General features: G+C 32.5%; 22 protein-coding genes. 11 read left to right on the top strand and 11 right to left on the bottom strand.

Annotation, left to right across the window (positions count from 1 at the left end):
* Position 1: 1 nt before the first annotated feature.
* The 6 genes from H4V97_RS12110 to H4V97_RS12085 all read right to left on the bottom strand — a co-directional run bounded on the left by H4V97_RS12110 (position 2) and on the right by H4V97_RS12085 (position 4,020).
* A complete protein-coding gene (locus H4V97_RS12110; RefSeq protein WP_196849929.1) occupies positions 2 to 712 on the bottom strand; it encodes a DUF3347 domain-containing protein in 711 nt (236 codons plus the stop codon).
* A gap of 109 nt (positions 713 to 821) precedes the next feature.
* A complete protein-coding gene (locus tag H4V97_RS12105; protein ID WP_196849930.1) occupies positions 822 to 1,382 on the bottom strand; it encodes a helix-turn-helix domain-containing protein in 561 nt (186 codons plus the stop codon).
* 2 nt (positions 1,383 to 1,384) lie between these two features.
* Positions 1,385 to 2,260 (bottom strand): DUF3347 domain-containing protein, encoded by an 876-nt coding sequence (locus H4V97_RS12100; protein ID WP_196849931.1) that lies wholly within the window; start codon positions 2,258 to 2,260, stop codon positions 1,385 to 1,387.
* 149 nt (positions 2,261 to 2,409) lie between these two features.
* Positions 2,410 to 2,775, bottom strand: a complete 366-nt coding sequence (locus H4V97_RS12095) for a hypothetical protein (protein ID WP_196849932.1) — start codon at positions 2,773 to 2,775, stop codon at positions 2,410 to 2,412.
* Between the two features lie 84 nt (positions 2,776 to 2,859).
* Entirely contained in the window at positions 2,860 to 3,204 is a 345-nt protein-coding gene (locus H4V97_RS12090) for a phage holin family protein (protein WP_196849933.1), read from the bottom strand.
* A gap of 54 nt (positions 3,205 to 3,258) precedes the next feature.
* The gene (locus H4V97_RS12085; RefSeq protein ID WP_209549844.1) at positions 3,259 to 4,020 is read right to left on the bottom strand and encodes an alpha/beta fold hydrolase; all 762 of its coding nucleotides are present in this window, start codon (positions 4,018 to 4,020) and stop codon (positions 3,259 to 3,261) included.
* A 248-nt stretch (positions 4,021 to 4,268) separates the two neighbouring features.
* Between H4V97_RS12085 and H4V97_RS12080 the strand changes: the two genes are divergently transcribed.
* Positions 4,269 to 5,627: a hypothetical protein gene (locus H4V97_RS12080; protein WP_209549843.1), complete on the top strand. Its 1,359-nt coding sequence runs from the start codon at positions 4,269 to 4,271 to the stop codon at positions 5,625 to 5,627.
* 51 nt (positions 5,628 to 5,678) lie between these two features.
* Here H4V97_RS12080 and H4V97_RS12075 read toward each other — a convergent pair whose 3' ends face one another.
* The 3 genes from H4V97_RS12075 to H4V97_RS12065 all read right to left on the bottom strand — a co-directional run bounded on the left by H4V97_RS12075 (position 5,679) and on the right by H4V97_RS12065 (position 9,605).
* Entirely contained in the window at positions 5,679 to 6,533 is an 855-nt protein-coding gene (locus H4V97_RS12075) for a DUF4249 domain-containing protein (protein WP_209549842.1), read from the bottom strand.
* A gap of 3 nt (positions 6,534 to 6,536) precedes the next feature.
* Positions 6,537 to 8,813, bottom strand: coding sequence for a TonB-dependent receptor plug domain-containing protein (locus tag H4V97_RS12070; protein ID WP_209549841.1), 2,277 nt, complete (start codon positions 8,811 to 8,813; stop codon positions 6,537 to 6,539).
* A 78-nt stretch (positions 8,814 to 8,891) separates the two neighbouring features.
* A complete protein-coding gene (locus H4V97_RS12065) occupies positions 8,892 to 9,605 on the bottom strand; it encodes a pyridoxine 5'-phosphate synthase (protein ID WP_209549840.1) in 714 nt (237 codons plus the stop codon).
* A gap of 113 nt (positions 9,606 to 9,718) precedes the next feature.
* Here H4V97_RS12065 and H4V97_RS12060 point away from each other — a divergent pair, with 113 nt between their 5' ends.
* From H4V97_RS12060 to murI, 8 genes are all read left to right on the top strand, one after another.
* Positions 9,719 to 10,378, top strand: a complete 660-nt coding sequence (locus tag H4V97_RS12060; RefSeq protein ID WP_196849936.1) for a CBS domain-containing protein — start codon at positions 9,719 to 9,721, stop codon at positions 10,376 to 10,378.
* A 54-nt stretch (positions 10,379 to 10,432) separates the two neighbouring features.
* Complete coding sequence (locus tag H4V97_RS12055) at positions 10,433 to 11,317, top strand: NAD kinase (protein ID WP_196849937.1); 885 nt, start codon at positions 10,433 to 10,435, stop codon at positions 11,315 to 11,317.
* A 158-nt stretch (positions 11,318 to 11,475) separates the two neighbouring features.
* Positions 11,476 to 12,159 carry a DUF6089 family protein gene (locus H4V97_RS12050; RefSeq protein WP_196849938.1) on the top strand — a complete coding sequence of 228 codons (684 nt, stop codon included), beginning with the start codon at positions 11,476 to 11,478 and terminating at the stop codon, positions 12,157 to 12,159.
* A 4-nt stretch (positions 12,160 to 12,163) separates the two neighbouring features.
* Positions 12,164 to 12,904: an isoprenyl transferase gene (locus H4V97_RS12045; protein WP_196849939.1), complete on the top strand. Its 741-nt coding sequence runs from the start codon at positions 12,164 to 12,166 to the stop codon at positions 12,902 to 12,904.
* A complete protein-coding gene (locus H4V97_RS12040; protein WP_196849940.1) occupies positions 12,837 to 15,590 on the top strand; it encodes an outer membrane protein assembly factor in 2,754 nt (917 codons plus the stop codon). Before H4V97_RS12045 ends, H4V97_RS12040 begins: the two co-directional genes overlap by 68 nt.
* Before the next feature lie 37 nt (positions 15,591 to 15,627).
* Positions 15,628 to 16,650 carry an OmpH family outer membrane protein gene (locus H4V97_RS12035; protein WP_196849941.1) on the top strand — a complete coding sequence of 341 codons (1,023 nt, stop codon included), beginning with the start codon at positions 15,628 to 15,630 and terminating at the stop codon, positions 16,648 to 16,650.
* A 20-nt stretch (positions 16,651 to 16,670) separates the two neighbouring features.
* The gene (locus tag H4V97_RS12030; RefSeq protein WP_209549839.1) at positions 16,671 to 17,171 is read left to right on the top strand and encodes an OmpH family outer membrane protein; all 501 of its coding nucleotides are present in this window, start codon (positions 16,671 to 16,673) and stop codon (positions 17,169 to 17,171) included.
* A gap of 109 nt (positions 17,172 to 17,280) precedes the next feature.
* Complete coding sequence (murI, locus tag H4V97_RS12025) at positions 17,281 to 18,060, top strand: glutamate racemase (protein WP_209549838.1); 780 nt, start codon at positions 17,281 to 17,283, stop codon at positions 18,058 to 18,060.
* Positions 18,061 to 18,070: 10 nt separating this feature from the next.
* Here murI and H4V97_RS12020 read toward each other — a convergent pair whose 3' ends face one another.
* Positions 18,071 to 18,598, bottom strand: coding sequence for a gamma carbonic anhydrase family protein (locus H4V97_RS12020; protein ID WP_209549837.1), 528 nt, complete (start codon positions 18,596 to 18,598; stop codon positions 18,071 to 18,073).
* A 10-nt stretch (positions 18,599 to 18,608) separates the two neighbouring features.
* On the bottom strand, positions 18,609 to 19,607 hold the full coding sequence (locus H4V97_RS12015; RefSeq protein ID WP_209549836.1) for a type IX secretion system membrane protein PorP/SprF: 999 nt from the start codon (positions 19,605 to 19,607) through the stop codon (positions 18,609 to 18,611).
* A 152-nt stretch (positions 19,608 to 19,759) separates the two neighbouring features.
* On the opposite strand from H4V97_RS12015, the gene H4V97_RS12010 reads away from it, so the two are divergent.
* Together H4V97_RS12010 and H4V97_RS12005 are read left to right on the top strand one after the other, a co-directional pair.
* Positions 19,760 to 20,659 carry a NifU family protein gene (locus H4V97_RS12010; RefSeq protein ID WP_209549835.1) on the top strand — a complete coding sequence of 300 codons (900 nt, stop codon included), beginning with the start codon at positions 19,760 to 19,762 and terminating at the stop codon, positions 20,657 to 20,659.
* A 140-nt stretch (positions 20,660 to 20,799) separates the two neighbouring features.
* On the top strand, positions 20,800 to 21,000 hold the full coding sequence (locus H4V97_RS12005) for a dodecin family protein (RefSeq protein WP_196849947.1): 201 nt from the start codon (positions 20,800 to 20,802) through the stop codon (positions 20,998 to 21,000).
* The last annotated feature ends 210 nt before the right edge of the window (positions 21,001 to 21,210 follow it).

Raw genomic sequence — 21,210 nt, 5'->3', positions numbered from 1 at the left:
TTTAAAAGGTTTTTTTTATTCCTCCGCAAGTAAGCATTTGCGAACCATAATACGGATTTTTGATCTCTTTAATTTCGCTAATCCAATATCCGCTTTTCCCTTGGTCATACATTGGGCAATAATCCTGATACAATTTTTGAGTCGTTCCAAAAGTTTTTATCAAATCATTTATGTCTTTACTCAACATAGCAAAATGTTCTCTTTGGTGTTCAATATTTCCAGCATTGCTACCAATGTGTTCCGCATGTTCTTTAGCATCATCTTTTATATCAATGTATTCCGCTTTCATTTTCGTGTCCAATGACTTGCCATCTAAACTATTGAAAGTCGCATATAATGCTTTAGCTGCATTCGCCGCACCTTTTGAATCGTCCTTAATAAATGCATTTTTTATTTTCAAATAATTTGCTACAATTTCACTTGTAGAAAATGAAGATTGGGAAGTTGTTGTAACAGTTGATTCTGTTTTTGTTTCAACAGTCGTATTTGGAGTAACAGTTGTAGCTTCATTAACCGGTACTGTTAGTTCCATACCACAAATAGAACATTTATCCCCTTTCTTTCCCGTTACTTCGGGATGCATAGAACAAGCATATAAATCTGTGGTTGCAACAGTTTTTTCAACTTTTGTTTCTTCAACCTGCTTGACTTTCTGATTACAAGCTGTTAAAGTTACAGCCATAATTACAATTGATAAGAATACTTTTTTCATTTTAATATTTTTTAGTTTTATTTTTACTTCTAGCTTTATTTTAACTATTCAAAGTTCTAAAAATAATCGTTTTAGATTATTGTATAATATTGATAATAAATTGTAAAATTTATAATTTGTCAATTTCGAATCGGATGGCTTCTTTTGCTTTTTTGAAGTATGTTGGCGTCAAACCCGTTACCTTTTTAAACTGATTGCTCAAATGCGCTACATCGTTATATTTCAATTGAATAGCAATTTCGCTCAATGTAAATTCATCATACAGAAGCAACTCTTTTACTCTTTCAATTTTTTGAGTAATAAAGTAATGTTCTATAGTTTTCCCTTCCACTTCAGAAAACAGATTGCTTAATGTGTTATAATCTTGCATCAAGTGTTCCGCTAAATAATGTGATAAATTGATTTTTAATTCGGTATTTTGATAATGTACCATATCAACAATCAGATTTTTAATCCGCTCAATAGTTATACTTGTTTTATCATCTAATAATTCAAAACCAAGTTCGTGCAAACTTTTTGACAATCGCTCTTTCTCGCCCTCCTTGAAATCTTCTGAAAGTAGTACTTCGCCTAATTGAACTGAAATAGCGTGAAGTCCAATTTTTTCAACTTCGGACTTCACGACATTTATACAGCGATTGCATACCATATTTTTGATATAAATCTTCATTTTTATTTAATGGTTTCGACCGTTTTACCACAAGACATCATTTGAGAACCATAATATGGATTTTTAATTGCATTGTCTTTGCTTAACCAATTGGCTCCTTTTCCTCCATCTGCCATTGGACAAAATTGATAAAAAACTGGAGTTTCGTACTTCGCCACTTTTATCAAAGCATAGATGTTTTTAGACAAGCCCATAAACACGGTTCTTTGTTTTTTAATATCTTCTGTTTCAGAAATACTCTTGGCATCAGCCATTAAATCTTTCATTACTTTCATCCAAACCATGTGAACATCCATTGGCAAGTCGTTCATGTTTACAGCGGTTAAGGAATTCAATACTTCTTTCGCTTTGGCAGCAGCCATTTTACCATCCGTTTTCACTAAACCATCTTTCAATGAAAAATAAGTTTCAAAAACAGGATTCAATTTATTTTCCTTTTTTTGAACGGTCATTGTTGATTCTGATGCCATAGCGTGTTGACTGTGATTTTCCATAGTTCCCATTTCAGTTTTAGTTTCGCTTTTTACAGCAACTTTTGCCTCACGGTCATATTGACAACAACCGGCAAGACTATTATAAGCAGTATCAGGAGCCAGGAATTTTTCGCTGTCGTAACCCGCCAAAGCGATGCGTTTTAAGATTTCATCTTGATTTGTTTTTTGTGAATCGTAAGTAAGCGTTGCCATTTTGGTGTCTTTGTTCCAATCTACCAGCGCTACTTTTTTAAGATTTCCCGCTTTTTCAATAGTAGTCTTGCACATTCCGCAGTTCCCATAAATTTTTATAGTTTCTGTTTTAGCATTTTTAATTTGTGCATTAGTTATTGTGATTGAAAGCAATAGTGTAACTGCCATCAATAATTTTTTTATTGTGTTCATTGTATATAATTTTAAGTTGAATTAGTAAATAGTCATTTTCAAATTCTAACATTATCGTTAAAATTCAAATTAAATATGACTATAAATTTAATGATTTTAAAGCATTTTCCGCTTTGAATTAGACCCTTTTATGGCTGTGCATAAAAGATTTAGCTTATTTTAGGTGGAAGCCAAATCGAACGGAAATCAGAAGAGATAAAGATTTCTGAGTAATAATAATTTTGTTTCTCAGGTGAAAAACTAAAAAGTTGCGTATTGATTTCAACATAAAATGGAGAAGACAAAGCCAAATTAACTACTGAGCTGCCGCATGAAACATGTTTACAGCCTCCGTCACAGCCCTCATGGCTTTTTGATTTTTTTTCCTTGTTGCAACATTCTTTTTCACAAGTTTGCGAAGCAGATTCTTTTGTACAACTCGTTTTCTCCGATTTAGATTCACATGCAAAAGCCATGCTTGGCATCATAAAGAAACCAAGCATAACCAATAGTAATATGTAAACCTTTTTTGTCATAATTTACTTTTGTAAAAAACAAAGGTATTGAATTAACTATTACAGCTAGTTCATTAACTCATAATTACTTGTTAAAATAAGCAATTACTTTCCTTCTCCCAATATACCATTCATTATAGATTGTAATAGTGACAATACAATACTAAAGATTAAGGCAGTCCAAAATGAATCAACATGAAATCCGCCTACTATATTAGTACACAACAAAATAATTACCGCATTTATCACTAGTAAAAACAATCCTAATGTAACAATAGTAACTGGCAAAGTCAGTAGCACCAATATAGGCTTGATAAATATGTTAAGCAAACCAAGAACTATCGCCACGATTAAAGCTGTAGTAAAATTATCCACATGGACTCCTGGCATAAAGTGGGCAATTAGCAATACTAAACCGGATGTAATAAGGATTCTGAGTAATAAATTCATAGATTTTTGTTTTAAAATTTTAATAAATGTAGTAAATATTTAAATCTGTTTAATTTATTTTAAAAAGGAACTTGCTATTTGATGAAACAGAATTGGATTTTCGGCATGAAGCCAATGCCCTACATTAGGAATCGTTTCTAAACTTGCATCAGGGAAATGCTGCTTTATATTTTCGAAATCGCTGTCCAAAATATAATTAGATTTTCCGCCGCGTATAAATAATGTTGGTTTCTCAAAAATAGCATTGGGAGGCAATGGAACTCCTATTTCTTCCATTTTTTTATTGAAAACTTCCAGATTAAATCGGAATGCGAGTTGTCCCGGTTCTTGCCAATACAAACTTTTCATTAAAAATTGTCGCGTTCCAAAATCAGGAATATGTGGTGACATAATTTCTTCGACTTCACTGCGTGTTGGTTTTTTGGAAAAATCAACTGCATTTAATCCCGCTAAAATATCCTGATGGTGTTGCGGATAAAATTTTGGTCCAATATCAGCAACAATCAATTTATCTACTAATTCCGGATGAGTTGTCGCCAAAAGCATGGCCACTTTTCCGCCCATGGAATGACCGATGATATTGATGTTTTGTAAACTATTGGCTTGACAATAGTCAAAAATATCCTGAACCATGATTTCATAACTAAATTCCTCCGAATGTAAACTTCGTCCGTGATTGCGTAAATCGATCATATGAACTTGAAAACCATCGGCGGCAAATTGAGCTCCAAGTGTTTTCCAATTATCGGACATTCCCAGAAAGCCGTGGAGGATTAAAAGCGGTTTGCCTGAACCTTCTATTTTTGAGTAGAGCATTTTATAAGGATTAGGTAAATTTATTATTAAGAAATCTTACAAAGATAAATAAACTAATTTCATCCAACGAATATTCTAAAGCTAGGTTACGATTGAATATCACTAAAAGTGGGTATTGTGAGAACACTAAAAAAGACTAATTTTGGACGCAAATTTAGATGTTTTATTGTTAAAAAAACAAAATCTAAATTTTACAATATCAATCAAAAAGATTGATTAAACAAACCCCCTAACTTAATTCATTTACCATGATTAAAAAAATTTTCTTGTTTTCAGTAATTATTTCGCAACTTACCGTCTCTTGTACCAGCAATGACAATCCAGACACCACTACTGAAGGAAGTCTAACCGAGCAAATTGCAAACATCATCAAACAACCTTATTCTAAATTAACTCCAGCTGAACAAAAAGTGAAATTAGAGGCTGAAGCCAATGAAATGGTAGTTCAAATGGATAAATCAAAAACATCTGGAGCTATTGAAGCCATTCAAAATTTAGGTAATTTATTAAGTATCAGTTCTGTTGACATTTTCAATGGAAAAAACGATAATGAAATAGAAGATATTCTAAATGTTTCTGGTGTATATGGAATTTACACCTGGAATAATTCAACAAAAATTTGGGTTAAAACAGCTTCAACCACTGAATTAAAATTTGTCTTCCCTGCAAAAGCAACTCAAACTGCTAACAATGCAACACTATCCTCTAAAAGTAACTCATCAAACATAAAAGTAAAACTTGAAGACAGTTATAATTGGCAATCTGGAACTACTATAAATGATGAATTTTATTTACCAACTTCAGTAGATGCAATTCTAACTATTGATAATGTGCAAGCTGCAACTTTTACAACAACTGCAAAATATACCGGTACTGTAGAAACTCCAGATGAATCTAGCTTCAAAATGGTTTTAAATGATGGCTATACATATGAAATCACTGGAAGTAAGAAAGCAACTCAAAACACGGCTAAATCTTCATTTACTTACAACGGGAAAAATTTAGTTTCATTTACCGCAGGAAGCACTGCTGACATTGATGCTTTAATAGAAGATGAAGACCTTATTCAATACCAAGGCAAAGCAAATGGTCTGGTTCAAATCATGGATAACTTTATCATTGTAGCCGATATGGATATCGCTACACAAACTAAAGATGAAGAAGCTTTAGAGAAAACCTTGGTCTATCCTACTGATCCTGATTACCAAAGCCCTAAAGCTGACTACAAAGCATATTACACGGCTCAAAACACATACAATAAAAAGTATTCTGAAGGGAATGTGGTCAATTCAAATAAAAACTTGAAACTGATATTAGTATCCAAAAAAGACGGAACTAAGATAGCTGACGTTGTCTACCGTTCAGAAAAAGGGTATAGCTACGATAATGAAGTACCAGTATGGGTTAAAGATTCATTTTATACTAATGGAGGACATTGGTCATATAATGGCAATGGCGAAACAATTACTATCCAATATTACGACGAAGTACTTTACTTAAAATTCAATGACAGTACCGAAGTTGCTATGAGTTCTTATTTTTCTACAGGATTTGATAATCTTGAAACTAAATTCGAAAATTTCTTGAAAGCTTTTGAAAGAAATTAAGAAGCCATTTTTAAATAATTAAAAAGAATGAGGCTGTCCGAAAAGGGCAGCCTATTTTTTTGGAGGTGTTTTAACTAATATAGTGTTTTGACCGTAGCCAGCCCAAATGCCAACCCCGCCTTTTATATTTGATTCCAGACTTGTATTGGATGGATAAATAGGATTTCTGCTATTTACAATTTCATCCTGCCAACTATTCCAAAAATCAAATGCTTCTTTATTCATGGTTCTTAATTTTACAAAAATTAAATCACCATCGGTAAAATAGGGTTTAAATTTAGTTTTAGGAAAAAGTAATACTCCTCTATTTACCTGCATTGAAATTGAGTGAGATTTAAATTTTTCATCATCTAGATTACCATAAAAAGCAGGAACAAAAATAGGTTCTTGTCCATCTATTCTTGTTGCAACCTGATAATAATTCTTTTCATTTATAGGATCATCAAAATTTATAAAAACATATCCGGTAGTATCCGTGGCATTCTTTTTTACATATTCTGCCGTTGCAATTGCTACTGTTTTAGGAATACTTGTCGTGGCTACTACTACTCTATTTAAATACTCAATTTTCAAGGTATAAGTCTTCCCTGCTTTCCCGATTATTTCTTTTCCAAAATACACAAACGGCGGAACTCTATTATCATCATTTTTAACACGTAAAACTTCCACCGTTTCTCCATCAGAAACCGTTATTCTTGCCGAACGTATCACGTGCTCCAAAACATTTGTAGAATCAACAACATCATTTATTGGTATCGTACTGGACAATATTACCTGCGGAACATCTCCTTCTTCAATCCAGCCTTCTACCGCTAATTTTGATTCCAACTTAATTCCATCACTAAACCTGTCATTGTTGCAACTACACGCAATAATCATCAAAAGAAATAAACTATACTTTTTCATCATCTAAAATTTAAATCTCCAACTTATGGAAGGAAGTATTCTATACAAAACCTTCTTTTCAGGCTTAACAACTACACTATCTTTATTTTCATTGACAACCACATTCAAAACAACATAAATAGGGTTTTCGATATTGAAAGTATTGTAAATAGAAAAATTCAGTGCACTTTCTTTTTTAGAGTTTTTTATAAAAAAATAATTACCAGAAAGATCTGTTCGAATATAATTTGGCATTTGGGCATTATTATACTCCGAATATTCTTTGACAGGATTGTTATTTATAAAATACCATGATGTAGGCATTGTAAAACGATTTCCTGAACTAAAAATCTGAGTGACACCCAAATTCCATTTTGAATTTAAATTATACGTTCCAACCAATGATAAATTATGGCGTCTATCGTATTTAGCATAATAAGTATTTCCATTATTGAGCTTTTCAAAGTTTCTGTCAGACCAACTCAAAGTGTAGCTTAGCCATCCTTTAAACTTACCATTATTTCTTTTCAGCATCATTTCTAATCCGTATGCTTTTCCCTTCCCTTCCAACAAATCATTTTTCAATGTGGAAATTTCATTAAACTGTGTAACTCCGTACGGATATTCCAGTAAATTATTCATTGAACGATAAAATGCGCCAAATGAAGATGTAATGCTTTTAGAGATAGTTTGATTTGAACCTAAAGCAAATTCATTGGAGGATTGCGCGGGGATACCATCTGAACTTGCAATCCAAAAATCGGTAGGAATCCCTACACTTGAAGTTGTGATTAAATTTAAATATTGATTTTGTCTATTATAAGAAGCATAAAAAGAAAGATTTCTATTCATATAATAATTCAGAACAACACGAGGTTGAAAATGCAAATATGATTTTACCCCCGAATTATAATAGCTAATCCTTAAACCTAATTCTGCAATTAAATTATCAAGTAATTTTGGTTTTGCAGTTGTAAAAACAGCAAATTCGCTAGCTTTAATTAAATTATTTTGTTCTGTATTATTGGCAATGCTTAAATTTTCAATTTGGATTTTTTGTGGTTGTAAATTATGATAAACATATTGCAAACCTGATTCAAAAGGAACCTCATTAACCGAATAACTAACTGAATTTGTAAATCCGAAATCTTCAACAAATGAGGAAACGCCCATTTGAATTGTTGATTGCTCCATATTTAACTCATTTGTATATCGCGTATAATAGACAGCATTCGACATACTTGTTTTAGAAGATAATTTAGTAAATAAAGCAGGAGATATATTTAAATTACTCCATTTTAAACTTGTATGTAAGGCTAAATTGGCGTCTTTTATTTGTAATTTATCGGCACTTGAAAAAGCAGAAACAGTTAACAAGTTGTTTTTATAAATTTCTGTAACAAAAGTTAAATTACCATCCACGAATCCATATTTCATATCTTGGACATCGCTATTTTTTGAACCTGAATTTAATATAGGAGCGACTATTTCATCAATATATGTTTTCCTTCCTGATATGGTAATTCCAGATTTTTCGCTAATCGGAATGCTCAAAGTAGCCTGAGAAGCCAGTAAACCAACATTTCCTTGAATTGTAAATTGCGAAGGGATTTTTTTATTAGGAATCAATAAAGTTGTGGAACTTAAACGTCCTCCATATTTTGCATTTGAGCTTGATTTGTCAAATTCAACTTCCTGTATATGATCCGTATTGTAAAAAGGAAAAACACCCAGCAGATGTGACATTCCATAAATTGGTATCCCATCATATAATATTGTATTGTGTCCAGGATCACCTCCTCGTACATACAAATAACCATTTGCATCCCCAGAATTTTGCACTCCTGGTGTTAACTGCAAAATTTTGATTATATCCGTTGTTCCAAGAACTGTTGGAACTGTAGCTAATTCTTTTAAATTAAATGATAATTTACCGCCAGATAGATTTGTAATCCAGTTTTTCTTATTATTAGATATTACAACTTCTTTTAAAAACGAAACATTCTTTTCTAATACAATAGAAATTATCGAGTCATTTTTTAAATCAAAACTTAACGTTTTTTCAAGGTAACCAAAATGATTAACTGCAATTTTAACCAATCCTGATGGAATTTCTTCAGTAAAGCATCCCAAAGCATCACTTATAGAATAGTAATGCTGATTATTAGCATCAAAAGAAATACTTACTCCTATTAAATTTTCGTTTTCAAAAGATTTCACATTCCCAACTATTGTAACCTTGGATTGCGCAAACAAATTAGAAAAACATAATAAACAAAACAAAACAATTGGTTTCAACACTGAATTTTAATAAGAAAAATGCTAAAGTAAACAATTACAACCCAATTACATCAGGTTATAATTGTTTTTATTTATTTCTTATTTCAACTTTTGCAAATACATATTAACCACATTATCCAATCCCAGATAAATGGCTTCGGAAATCAGTGCATGGCCGATAGAAACCTCTAGTAAACCCGGAATATTTTCCTTGAAAAACTGAATGTTATCCAAACTCAAATCGTGACCTGCATTGATGCCCAAACCTAACTGGTTAGCCAAAATTGCCGATTCCATATACGGTTGAATTCCTCTTTTATTTCCCAAACTGTATTTATGAGCGAATGCTTCCGTGTATAACTCGATTCTTTCTGTTCCAATTTTTTTGGCGCCTTCGATCATTTCCAGAACTGGATCCACAAAAATGGAAGTTCTGATTCCGTTGCGCTGAAACTCCTGAACGATTTCGGTTAGATATGCGGCATGTTTTATAGTATCCCAACCTGCATTAGAAGTTATCGCATCTACAGCATCTGGCACCAAAGTCACTTGAGTCGGTTTTATTTCCAGAACAAGATCTATAAATGTTTTCTCTGGATTTCCCTCAATATTATATTCGGTGTAAACAATTGATTTCAAATCGCGGGCATCTTGATAACGAATGTGACGCTCATCTGGACGCGGATGTATGGTGATTCCTTCGCCACCAAACTTTTGAATATCGGCTGCCACTTTTAGTAAATCGGGAACATTTCCTCCGCGGGCATTACGTAACGTTGCTATTTTATTGATGTTTACACTTAACTTTGTCATTGGAACACTTTTTGATTGTTGAAAATAGTATTTGTTAGGCAAAAATACAAAGTAAAACCTAGGAGTTTTTGCTTATTTTTGATTATTTTGCATGAAATATTGGAGATTGATTTATGACAGAAATTACAGAATATATTACCAACGATTTTAAAGCGATTGACAGCCAAGATTCTATTGCGACTGTTCATGACTTTTTTAATGATTTGCATTTTACCCATTTTCCCGTAATTGAGGAGGGTATTTATATTGGCAGCATTGCAGCGGATGACATTGAAACATTTGACGATGGTAAAAAAGTGTCTGATTATAAATATACCCTTGAAGGCTTTTTTGCCAGAACAAATACGATTTGGCTGGATGTGTTGGAAATTTTCGCAAAAAACAACACTAATTTGATTCCAGTATTAGATGAAAATAATAGCTATGTAGGTTACTATGAAATTGTAGACATCATGAAATTCTTTCATGAAACTCCTTTCCTTAAAGAACCTGGAAGAATATTAATAGTTAAGAGAGAAATATTGGATTATTCCATGAGTCAGATTACACAAATTGTTGAAAGTAACAATGGCAGACTTTTAGGCTTATTTATTTCGGAAGCAGATGTTACAACTATTCAAATTACAATGAAAATAAGTTTGGGTGCTTTAAATGAAATAATTCAAACTTTCCGAAGATACAATTACGAGATCATATCTAATCATCCCGAAGACAATTATATCAATAGTTTGAAAGAGCGTTCTGATTATTTAGATAAATACCTTAATATATAATATGACGTTTTACCGAAAAAGAAACGAATAAACATATCCCCGATTAAACAAAATATGAAAGTAGCCATATACGGACAATATTACCTGAACAGTACCGAACCAATAATAAAAGACATTTTTGTTTTTTTTAATACCAATAAGGTAGAAATGGTTATTGAGGCCAATTTCTTGAAAATGCTTTACGAAAAAGACATTGTAAGAAAGGAATATAAAACTTTTGAATCCCATACCGAATTGGATCAAAGCTTTGATATGTTAATAAGCATTGGCGGAGACGGAACAATCTTAAGAGCCGCAACTTTAGTTCGAGATTTAGGCGTACCTATATTAGGTATAAACGCAGGACGTTTAGGTTTTCTCGCGACGGTACAAAAAGAAAATATTGCTGCGTTTATGCAGTTTGTAATTGAAAAAAAATACACCCTTTCTAAAAGAACGTTATTGAGTTTATCCTGTTCTCCAGAGAATGAATCCATTAGGGATTTAAATTTTGCGATGAATGAAATTACGGTTAGTCGAAAAGACACTACCTCGATGATTACAATCGACACCTATCTAAATGATGAATTTTTAAATTCTTATTGGGCAGATGGTTTGATTATCTCCACCCCGACAGGATCAACGGGTTATTCTTTGAGTTGTGGCGGGCCTATTTTAACTCCCGACGTAAAAAGTTTAGTCATCACCCCAATCGCTCCTCATAATCTAAACGCAAGACCACTTGTTGTTCCTGATGAAACAGAAATTCGGTTAAAAGTTTCCGGTAGAGAGGAAAATTATCTAGTTTCCCTAGATTCCAGAATAACATCTGTGAAAAACGAATCAATTCTAACGATTAAGAAAACTCCTTTTCAAATAAATATGGTAGAGATTCCTGAAGAAACATTCTTAAAAACCCTACGTACCAAATTACTCTGGGGAGAAGATAGAAGGAACTAATCCATTTCTAATTAATACTATACGATTTTATCCCTTTTTTACGTTTGGAATAATCACAGACCTATTTATTGTTTGTTTTTCAAAAAAACAGACAATTAACTTAATAGGTATTGAATCGTATCGATAATTATTATATTTGCACGCAATTTTTAATTTGAATGAACAAAATTCTCCACTTTTTGTTATGCCTATTTCCATTCCTGGCAATCCAAGCTCAAATTCATGAGATTGGTGTTTTTGTAGGCGGTAGTAATTTTATAGGTGATGTAGGTCCTACCACTTATATATCGCCAAATGAACCTGCTCTGGGTTTGTTATATAAATGGAATAAAAGCCCGAGACATTCTTATCGATTCTCCTACACCCAATCAAAAATCACCTCTAACGACCTTGATTCAAAAGAAGACGGCAGAAATCAAAGAGGATACCGTTTTGAAAATAGTATAAAAGAAGTATCTTTAGGCCTTGAATTCAATTTTTTTGATTTTAATCTTCATGAGATGTCAAATAAAATTACTCCTTATGTATATTCTGGGATAAGCTATTTTAGATATGATGAGTTATATATTTTAGCTGGTGAAACAAAAAAAGACAAAGGCTCTGGTTCATTTGCCATTCCAATGAATTTAGGAATTAAATCCAACATCACGCCAAATTTCATATTGGCCGTAGAGGTTGGAGCTCGCTATACATTAACAGATAACATTGACGGAAGCAATCCGAAGAATGAAAATTTGAAACCATTACGATTCGGGAATTTAAATAATAATGATTGGTATGTTTTTTCGGGATTTACCCTTACATATACCTTTGGAAACAAACCATGTTACTGTACAGATTAAAAAAATGAATTTACTAGATACGATTGACGCAACGAATTTACCCAAACATTTAGCTATCATTATGGATGGCAATGGTCGTTGGGCAAAACAAAAAGGACTTTTAAGAGCTTTGGGACATGAAAGTGGCACAAAATCAGTAAAAGTAATAATTGAGGCAAGTGCAAAATTAGGAATTGAATTCCTAACTCTATACGCATTCTCTACCGAAAACTGGAACAGACCAAAACTGGAGGTCGAAACCTTAATGAAGGTGCTTATCAATTCATTAAAAAAAGAACTCGTAACACTTCAAAAAAACAACATCAAATTGAACGCTATTGGTAATTTGGAAAAATTACCTAAATCTGCTCAAAAAGAACTTCTTGATGTAATAAATAAAACAAAGGACAACACAAAAATGACGTTGACCCTAGCGTTAAGCTACGGTTCTAGGGAAGAATTAGTCAGTGCTGTAAAAAATATATGCAGTAAAGTTAAAAATAATATAATTTCAATAGACACTATTGATGATTCAATTATAAATGAGCATCTTTACACGCAAAATTTACCGGATGTAGATTTATTAATACGAACAAGTGGAGAACATAGAATAAGTAATTTCTTGCTTTGGCAAATTGCCTATGCAGAATTGTATTTTACTGATATATTGTGGCCGGACTTTAAAGAACAAGATTTATATGAGGCTATTATTAGTTATCAAAAAAGAGAACGTAGATTTGGAAAAACAAGTGAACAAATTAAATAATTTTTTAGTGTTACATAAAAGTATAAGAATAGCCCTTACCGTATTAATTTTTGGAAGTCTTACCCAAATTAAAGCACAAGACAGAGTCCCTTTTGATCAAGGAAAAAAATATATCCTTGCAGATGTTGCAGTTGTTGGTAAAATAAGCTTTAACACTCAAACCGTAATAACTTTTGCAGGTCTTCAAAAAGGACAAGAAATAATAATTCCGGGTGAAGAAATAAGCAGTGCGATAAAGAAGCTTGGTAAACTGGGCCTTTTTGATGAAATTTCATTTTATGTAAATAAAATCCAGAACGACAGCATTTATCTTGATTTAAACTTAGTTGAATTACCTAAATTAAATGAGGTTAAATTTGTAGGAATTAAGAAAAATAAAACGGAGGCTTTAATAAAAGATAACAGCCTAACTAAGGGGAAAATAGTTAATGAAAATTTAATTACTACCACTAAAAATTACATTGAAAATAAATACAAAAAAGAAGGTTATTACAATACTAAAGTTACCATTACTACCAAAGCGGACACGACAAAAGTAAGTCAGGTAAACATGCTTGTTAACATTGATAAAGGTGATAAAGTAAAAATCCAATCAATTGATTTTGACGGAAACAAACAATTATCTGATAAGGTATTGCGTAACGCAATGAAAGATACCAAGCAAAAAAATCCTTTACGTATATTAAAGGCATCCAAATTTGTTCAAGCAAAATACAAAACTGATTTAGAAAAAGTAATTGCCGCTTATAAAGAAAAGGGATACCGTGATGCACGAATATTATCCGATTCTGTTTCTTATAACAAAGATAAAAAGGCATTAGCAATTAAAATAAATGTTGAAGAGGGAAATAAATACTATTTTGGAAACATTAAATTTTTAGGAAACACGGTGTATTCTGATCAATTATTAGGCAGAATATTAGGTGTTAAAAAAGGAGAAACATATAATGGCGTACTTCTAGAAAAAAGAATTGCTGATAAATCAAAACCAGACGGTGAAGACATCACCAATTTATACCAAAACAGTGGTTATTTATTTTCTAATATAAATGCAGTAGAGGTAAAAACAGCAAATGACACAATCGATTTCGAGATCAGAGTTACTGAAGGTCCACTAGCCTACTTCAACAAGATTACAGTTGTAGGAAATGACAAGACGAATGACCGTGTTATTTATAGAGAATTGAGAACTAAACCAGGAGAAAAATACAGCAAAGAAGAACTGGTACGAACTATTCGTGAAATAGGACAATTAGGATTCTTTGATCCTGAAGCTATAGATCCAAAATTTAAAAATGTAGATTCTAGCGCAGGAACGGTTGATATTGAATACAATCTTGTTGAAAAAGGATCCAGCCAAATCGAACTTCAAGGAGGTTACGGTGGTGGTGGTTTCATAGGAACTTTAGGATTGTCTTTTAACAACTTCTCTGCAAGGAATATTTTAAACAAAGATGCTTACAAGCCTTTACCAATGGGTGACGGACAAAAAGTTTCCTTACGATTACAAGGAAGTACTTATTTCCAAACGTATAGTATGTCCTTTTCAGAACCTTGGTTTGGACAAAAGAAACCTGTTCAATTCAGCACCTCATTGTCATACAGCAAGCAGTTCTTAAATAATTATATTACGCAAAGAGTCGACAAAACGAAAAGCTTTAATATTCTAACCTTATCTGTAGGTTTGGCAAAAAGACTGACTGTGCCGGATGATTTCTTTGTATTGTCTCAATCCGTAAGTTACCAACATTATGACTTAAATAATTACAATACAGGTTTATTTACATTTGGAAATGGAACATCTAGAAATTTAGCTTACACTATAGGTTTAACAAGAAGTAACAAAGGAACTAACCCCATTTTCCCTACTTATGGTTCAGAATTTAGTATTTCAGCAAAAGTAACTCCACCTTATTCCTTAATGAACGGAATTGATTATGCAACCTTAGGAGACAAGCAAGAATATAAATACAAACATAAGGGAGCAACTTATACTGGTTCAAACGGAATTCAAGTGAATGAAGGAGATTATGTAGAAGCTATTCCAAGTGCTTCAAACACGACCCCAAATAGAGTATCAATTGACAACCTTCAAAATGCTGCCGCTGACCCTGCATTAGTTGACCAAAAGAAATTTAATTGGTTAGAATATTACAAAATAAAGTTCAAAGCCGACTGGTACACGAAAATTTATGGTAAATTAGTACTGCGAACTTTGACCGAATTTGGATTCCTTGGCGCATACAATCAAGAAAGAGGCGTTGTGCCATTTGAAAGATTCTATTTAGGTGGAGACGGATTAGCAAATTATTCGATGGATGGAAGAGAAACGATACAATTAAGAGGATATCCAAACAATTCTTTAACTCCAGTAAAAGAGGGCACAAATGAACAAATTGGAGCAACGGTATATAATAAATTCTCAATGGAATTGCGTTATCCAATAACGTTGAAATCATCGGCATCTATTTATGCGTTGACTTTCTTGGAAGCTGGATCTTCTTATGCAGATTTCAAAAGCTACAATCCGTTTTCATTGAATCGTTCCGCTGGAGCTGGTTTACGTGTATTCATGCCTGCATTTGGATTACTAGGTATTGATTTTGGATATGGTTTTGATGCTTTGCCTGGAACAGCAAAAGCTAATGGATGGGAAACACATTTTATCATTGGACAACAATTTTAAAAAAAAATGACATAAAATTTTCTAATACTAAACCGTTATGAGAAAACAATTTTTATTTCTATTTTTAGCCGTGATCGTTTTAAACACAGTCAAAGGGCAAACCCGAGGAACCAAAATAGGCTATATTGATATGGAGTACATTTTAGAAAATGTAACTGATTATACCGAAGCCAAGAGCCAATTAGATCAAAAAGCTCAAAAATGGAAGCAAGAAATTGAAGTAAAAAAATTAGATGTCAATAAACTGAAAGAGGCGCTAAAGGCAGAAAAAGCGTTATTAACAAAAGAACTAATTGACGAAAGAGAAACTGAAATTAAGTTTCTGGAAAATGAAATAGTAGATTACCAGCAGAAAAGATTTGGTCCAACTGGTGATTTAATGCAGCAAAAATCAGTTTTGGCAAAGCCAATACAAGATCAAGTATTTACTGCCATTCAAGATATAGCTGAAGCAAAAAAATATGATTTTATTTTTGACAAATCATCTGATTTGACGATGCTTTTTGCAGCAAAAAGATTTGACGTTAGCGAGCAGGTTTTGCGAGTGCTGAACCGTACTGAAAAAAGAGAGCAGTTAAGTAAAAAACAACTTAAAGACCAACAAGTCAAAGAAAGTAAGGAAGATGCAGTGGATGAAAATCCAGTTTTAGCGGATAGAAAAAAAGCATTGGACGAGAAAAAAGCAGCAAGAGACCAGATTATCGCTGATCGAAAACTACTTCAGGAGCAAAAGAAAAAAGAATTTGACGATAGAAGAAAACAACTTCTTTCCGAAAGAGAAGCTAAAAAAACTGGCACGGTTTCTGCCTCTTCTAAAACAGACGAAGTAAAAACAACAACGACTGCAAATGACTCGACTAAATTAGCTTCAAAAAAAGTTCTAGAAGAGACTAAAATTAAACAAGCAGACGAAAGATCAAAGATTTTAGAAGACCGTAAAAAGGTAATAGAAGATCGCAAAAAAGCATTGGAAGAAAAAAAGAAAAAAATACTAGAAGAAAGAGAAGCACTTAAAAAAGCAAAAGCAGAAAAATTAAAAGAGAATACAAACAAAAATTAATATTAAATATTTTAAAAACGATGAAACAAATTAAAACTTTACTTATTGCCGGAATACTATTCTTTGGAGCAAATCAAACAATTAATGCACAAGCAAAGACAGCACATGTTGATGTAAGTGAAATTATGTCAAAAATGCCATCTATGATTGATGCTCAAAAACAATTGGAGAAATTGAGTGGTACTTATGACGCCAACTATAAAAAAATGGTGGAAGAATACCAAACAAAATTAAAAAAATACGATGGAGAATCTGCAACTGTAACTGAAGCTGTAAATGGAGAACGTTCAAAAGAAGTGCAAGATATGGGAAAAAGAATCCAAGACTTTAGAGACAATGCTCAAAAAGAATTGCAACAAAAAGAATCTGATATCGTAAAACCATTAATGGAAAAAGTAAGAGCTTCAATCCAAAAAGTAGGTAAAGCTAAAGGGTTCCAATATGTATTAGATGGTTCTACACTTTTATTAGCTGATGGTCCAAACTTGACTGCTGATGTGAAGAAAGATTTAGGTTTCTAAAAAACACACAATTAGTATACAAAACTGCTCATTCAATTGGAATAGAGCAGTTTTTTTTTATGAAAATAATTTTTAGGAAATATAAACGGTAGCACGTAACTTTGTTTTTATGAATAGTAACACTCAACCAATAGGGATTTTTGACTCAGGGATTGGCGGGACTTCAATTTGGAGAGAAATACACCATTTATTACCAAATGAAAAAACAATTTATTTAGCGGATAGCAAGAATGCTCCTTATGGTCAGAAATCAAAGGACGAGATTATTGCATTAAGCATGAAGAATACTGAACTTCTCCTCCAGATGAATTGCAAATTAATCGTAGTAGCTTGTAACACCGCAACTACTAATGCTATTGAAGAGTTAAGAAGAAAATACAATGTCCCTTTCATTGGTATAGAACCAGCGATAAAACCGGCTGTAAATCATTCTAAGACGCAAATAATCGGTATTTTAGCCACACAAGGAACGCTTAACAGCGAATTATTTAACAAGACTACTGAAAAGTATCAAGACACCAAAATAATAGAACAGGTTGGTCATGGATTAGTTCAGCTCATTGAGAATGGCGATATCAACTCACCTGAAATGACGAAACTACTCCACTCCTATCTTACGCCCATGATTGAAGCTAATATAGACTATCTGGTATTAGGCTGCAGTCATTATCCTTACCTTATTTCTCAAATAAAAAACATACTTCCACCATACATACAAATAATTGATTCAGGAGAAGCGGTTGCTAAACAAACACAAAAAATATTGAAAGAGAAAATAGGTTTTTCTTCAGCAGAAAAAAGCGAACCTATATTCTACACCAACACCAATCCAAAAGTATTATCTGAAATACTGGAAAATAAATATACTATCGAAGAAATAGATTTTTAAAATAAGAGATTTAGTCTTCGTCGGTAGATTCTTTAAACCAACCGGAATACATTACATAATTATTCGAAATCCGCTCGATTTCCCCTGCAAAGTCAGATTGATCAATATCTTTTACCTTTTTCGCAGGAACACCGGCATATATAGTTCCTGAGGCCACAACTGTATTTTGGGTAATTACAGCTCCTGCTGCCACAATAGAATTGCTTTCTATTACACAATTGTCCATTACGATCGCACCCATTCCAATTAATACATTGTCATGAATGGTACAGCCATGCACAATTGCATTGTGACCAATGGAAACATTATTGCCTATAATTGTTGGGTGTTTTTTATACGTGCAATGAATAATTGCACCGTCCTGTATATTTACTTTATTCCCTATTTTGATAAAATTCACATCGCCTCTTATGACCGCATTGAACCAAACACTACAAGAATCTCCAAAAGTTACCTCACCCACAATAGTTGCATTTTCGGCTACATAACAATCCTTCGGTATAGAAGGTGTTTTTCCGTTAACAGATTTAATCAGCATGGTACTATAATTAATTTATTGCAGGACAAAAACATTCGTACTTTTCAGGTTTACAAAATAAATTCAATCCTAAAGTAATTTGGTGATAACCGCCATTATCGAATTTTATGGCCCCAGCGACATGAGAATAAGTATAAGCAAACATAAAATTATTGAAATTAACCCCAATAATAGGAGTTACATATTGTAGTTTCTGTTTAGAAATTCCGCTTCCGCTCGTATATTCAGCACCATCAAAACTTCTGCGGTAAGATAAGCCTCCCCATAATTTCCCGAAATCAAAATTCTTATACGCTTTCATATTAAGATCAATTGACTTTTCTTGGGTCTTTTCAACCAATTGAAATAAAATTGATGGTTCCCATAATATTCTATCCCTATCCCCAAATACATAACCGGCACTCAACAAATACTTTCTTAAATTATCACTTTCATATTCGGTATAGATATCTCTCCTAGTCTCAATGGCATTCTTCACCGTACCATGAACATAAAAATCCAAATAATTATATGACGCACCAACATCAACATTGAAATAGGAATCTTTTTGTACAACAGTCCCATCAATTATGGGATCAAAATCTCCAGATTGTAAAAAAGCAGTTTCGTCTAATTGACTTTGAATTAAACCTGCACTAATTCCGAAAGACAATTGATTTAGATCAATATCATCTCTCGAAAACATTAGATGATAAGCGTAGGTCAGCTTAACTCCTTTTTGAGAGTGATACCCATTTTTATCATTAAAAAGAATAATCCCTGCTCCCGCTTTGTCCGTGATTCTTCCATTAAAACTTACGGTTTGAAGTTCAGGCGCATCTTCCTGACCAAACCATTGTTTTCGTGCCGTTAATCTAATTTTAGAACAATTGGCAGCACCAGCCATAGAAGGATGTATCAAATAATAATTGTCTGATAAATAATCAGAATAAACAGCAATTCCTTCTTGCGAAAAAGAATATTGCGATATAAAAAAAAGGAGTACTAAAAATTTAATTTTATTATACATTGAAATACAATTATATAGAACGGTTATTACCCTAATAAAAATACAAATATCTAATTGAATAACTAAATTATTGTTAATTTATTTTATTAATATTCAAATATAGCTAATCGTGGAAAATTTCTTTACTAAATTTGTAAAAATTTACAAAGATCATGACAAAAGTTAGCATAAAAGAAACACAAAACCCAACCATACTAAAATTTGAATTCCAAGATTTCATTACTCAAAATGAAAGTTTTGAATTCAAAAACATAGATGAAGCCAAAACTTCCCCTCTAGCACAACAATTATTTTACTTACCATTTGTAAAAACAATTTACATCTCAGCAAATTTCATTGCAATTGAAAAATACAGCATTGTAGAATGGGAAGATGTTAAGGATGCCGTTGCTGAACAAATAGAAACATTTGTAAACAATGGCGGAGTAATTATCAATGTCGAGGAAAACAAAACAAAAAAACAGCCTATTACTGTTTACGGAGAAACAACTCCCAATCCAGCAGCATTAAAATTTGTAGTTAGCAAGATGTTGACTAAAAACGCTATTGAATTTAAAAATATTGATCAAACTGCTCCTTCGCCATTAGCGAAAGAATTGTTCAAATTCCCATATGTAAAAGAAGTTTTTATCGACGAAAATTACATCTCGGTAACTAAATATGAAATCAATGAATGGCAAGAAATAACACTAGAGTTAAGAAGTTTTATCAAGCAATACATTGAAAATGGCGGAACTGTACTTGATGAAAGTTTAGTTGAAGCTAGTGCAAAACAAGAAAACAGTACGCATCAAGATTTCGATAATCTGGATGTGACTTCACAGCAAATTATTAATATATTAGAAGAATATGTAAAGCCGGCTGTTGCTGCTGATGGTGGTAACATCGTTTTTGATTCCTACGATGAAAATGACAAAACTGTAAAAGTAATTTTGCAAGGGGCTTGTAGTGGTTGCCCTTCTTCAACATTTACGTTAAAAAGTGGCATCGAAAACATGTTGAAAAGTATGCTGAACGATGAAAACATTAAAGTGGAAGCGGTAAACGCATAAACAATCGGTCATTTATAAAAATCATTTTAAAAACGCATAACCAATTGACAATGTTAATATTAAATTAAAAAACAACTAATTTTAAATTAAAATTTTAAAAAATTTGGTACATTTAATATCTAATTTAACACCTAGTAATCATGTCAATATTAAAAGTAATTGAAGTGCTGGCTAATTCAGAAATTAGTTGGGAAGATGCAACTCGAAAAGGGGTTACTCAGGCAGCTAAATCGTTAAAAAATATACGTTCTGTATATGTTAAAGACCATAGTGCTGCCGTAAATGACGGTAAGATTTCAGAATACAGAGTAACTTTAAAATTAACATTCGAATTGGAATAGAGTAATTTTAAAAATTAAATTGAGGCGTTTCATTGGAGACGCTTTTTTTTTGTTTTTAAGTCCCCTACTAAAATAAAAATACACAAAAAAAACAAACTTTTCTTTTCTGGCAGTACACAATATAGATGGAATCATCCTTTTTTATACTTGTAAAAACTACGCGTAAATAATGCCAAATGCTGATTTTCAGCAAATTATTAACTAGATATT

The sequence above is a fragment of the Flavobacterium sp. CG_23.5 genome, assembly GCF_017875765.1.
GTDB lineage: Bacteria > Bacteroidota > Bacteroidia > Flavobacteriales > Flavobacteriaceae > Flavobacterium.
Note: the sequence above shows the minus strand (reverse complement) of the source record. Positions and strands in the feature narration are given on the sequence as shown.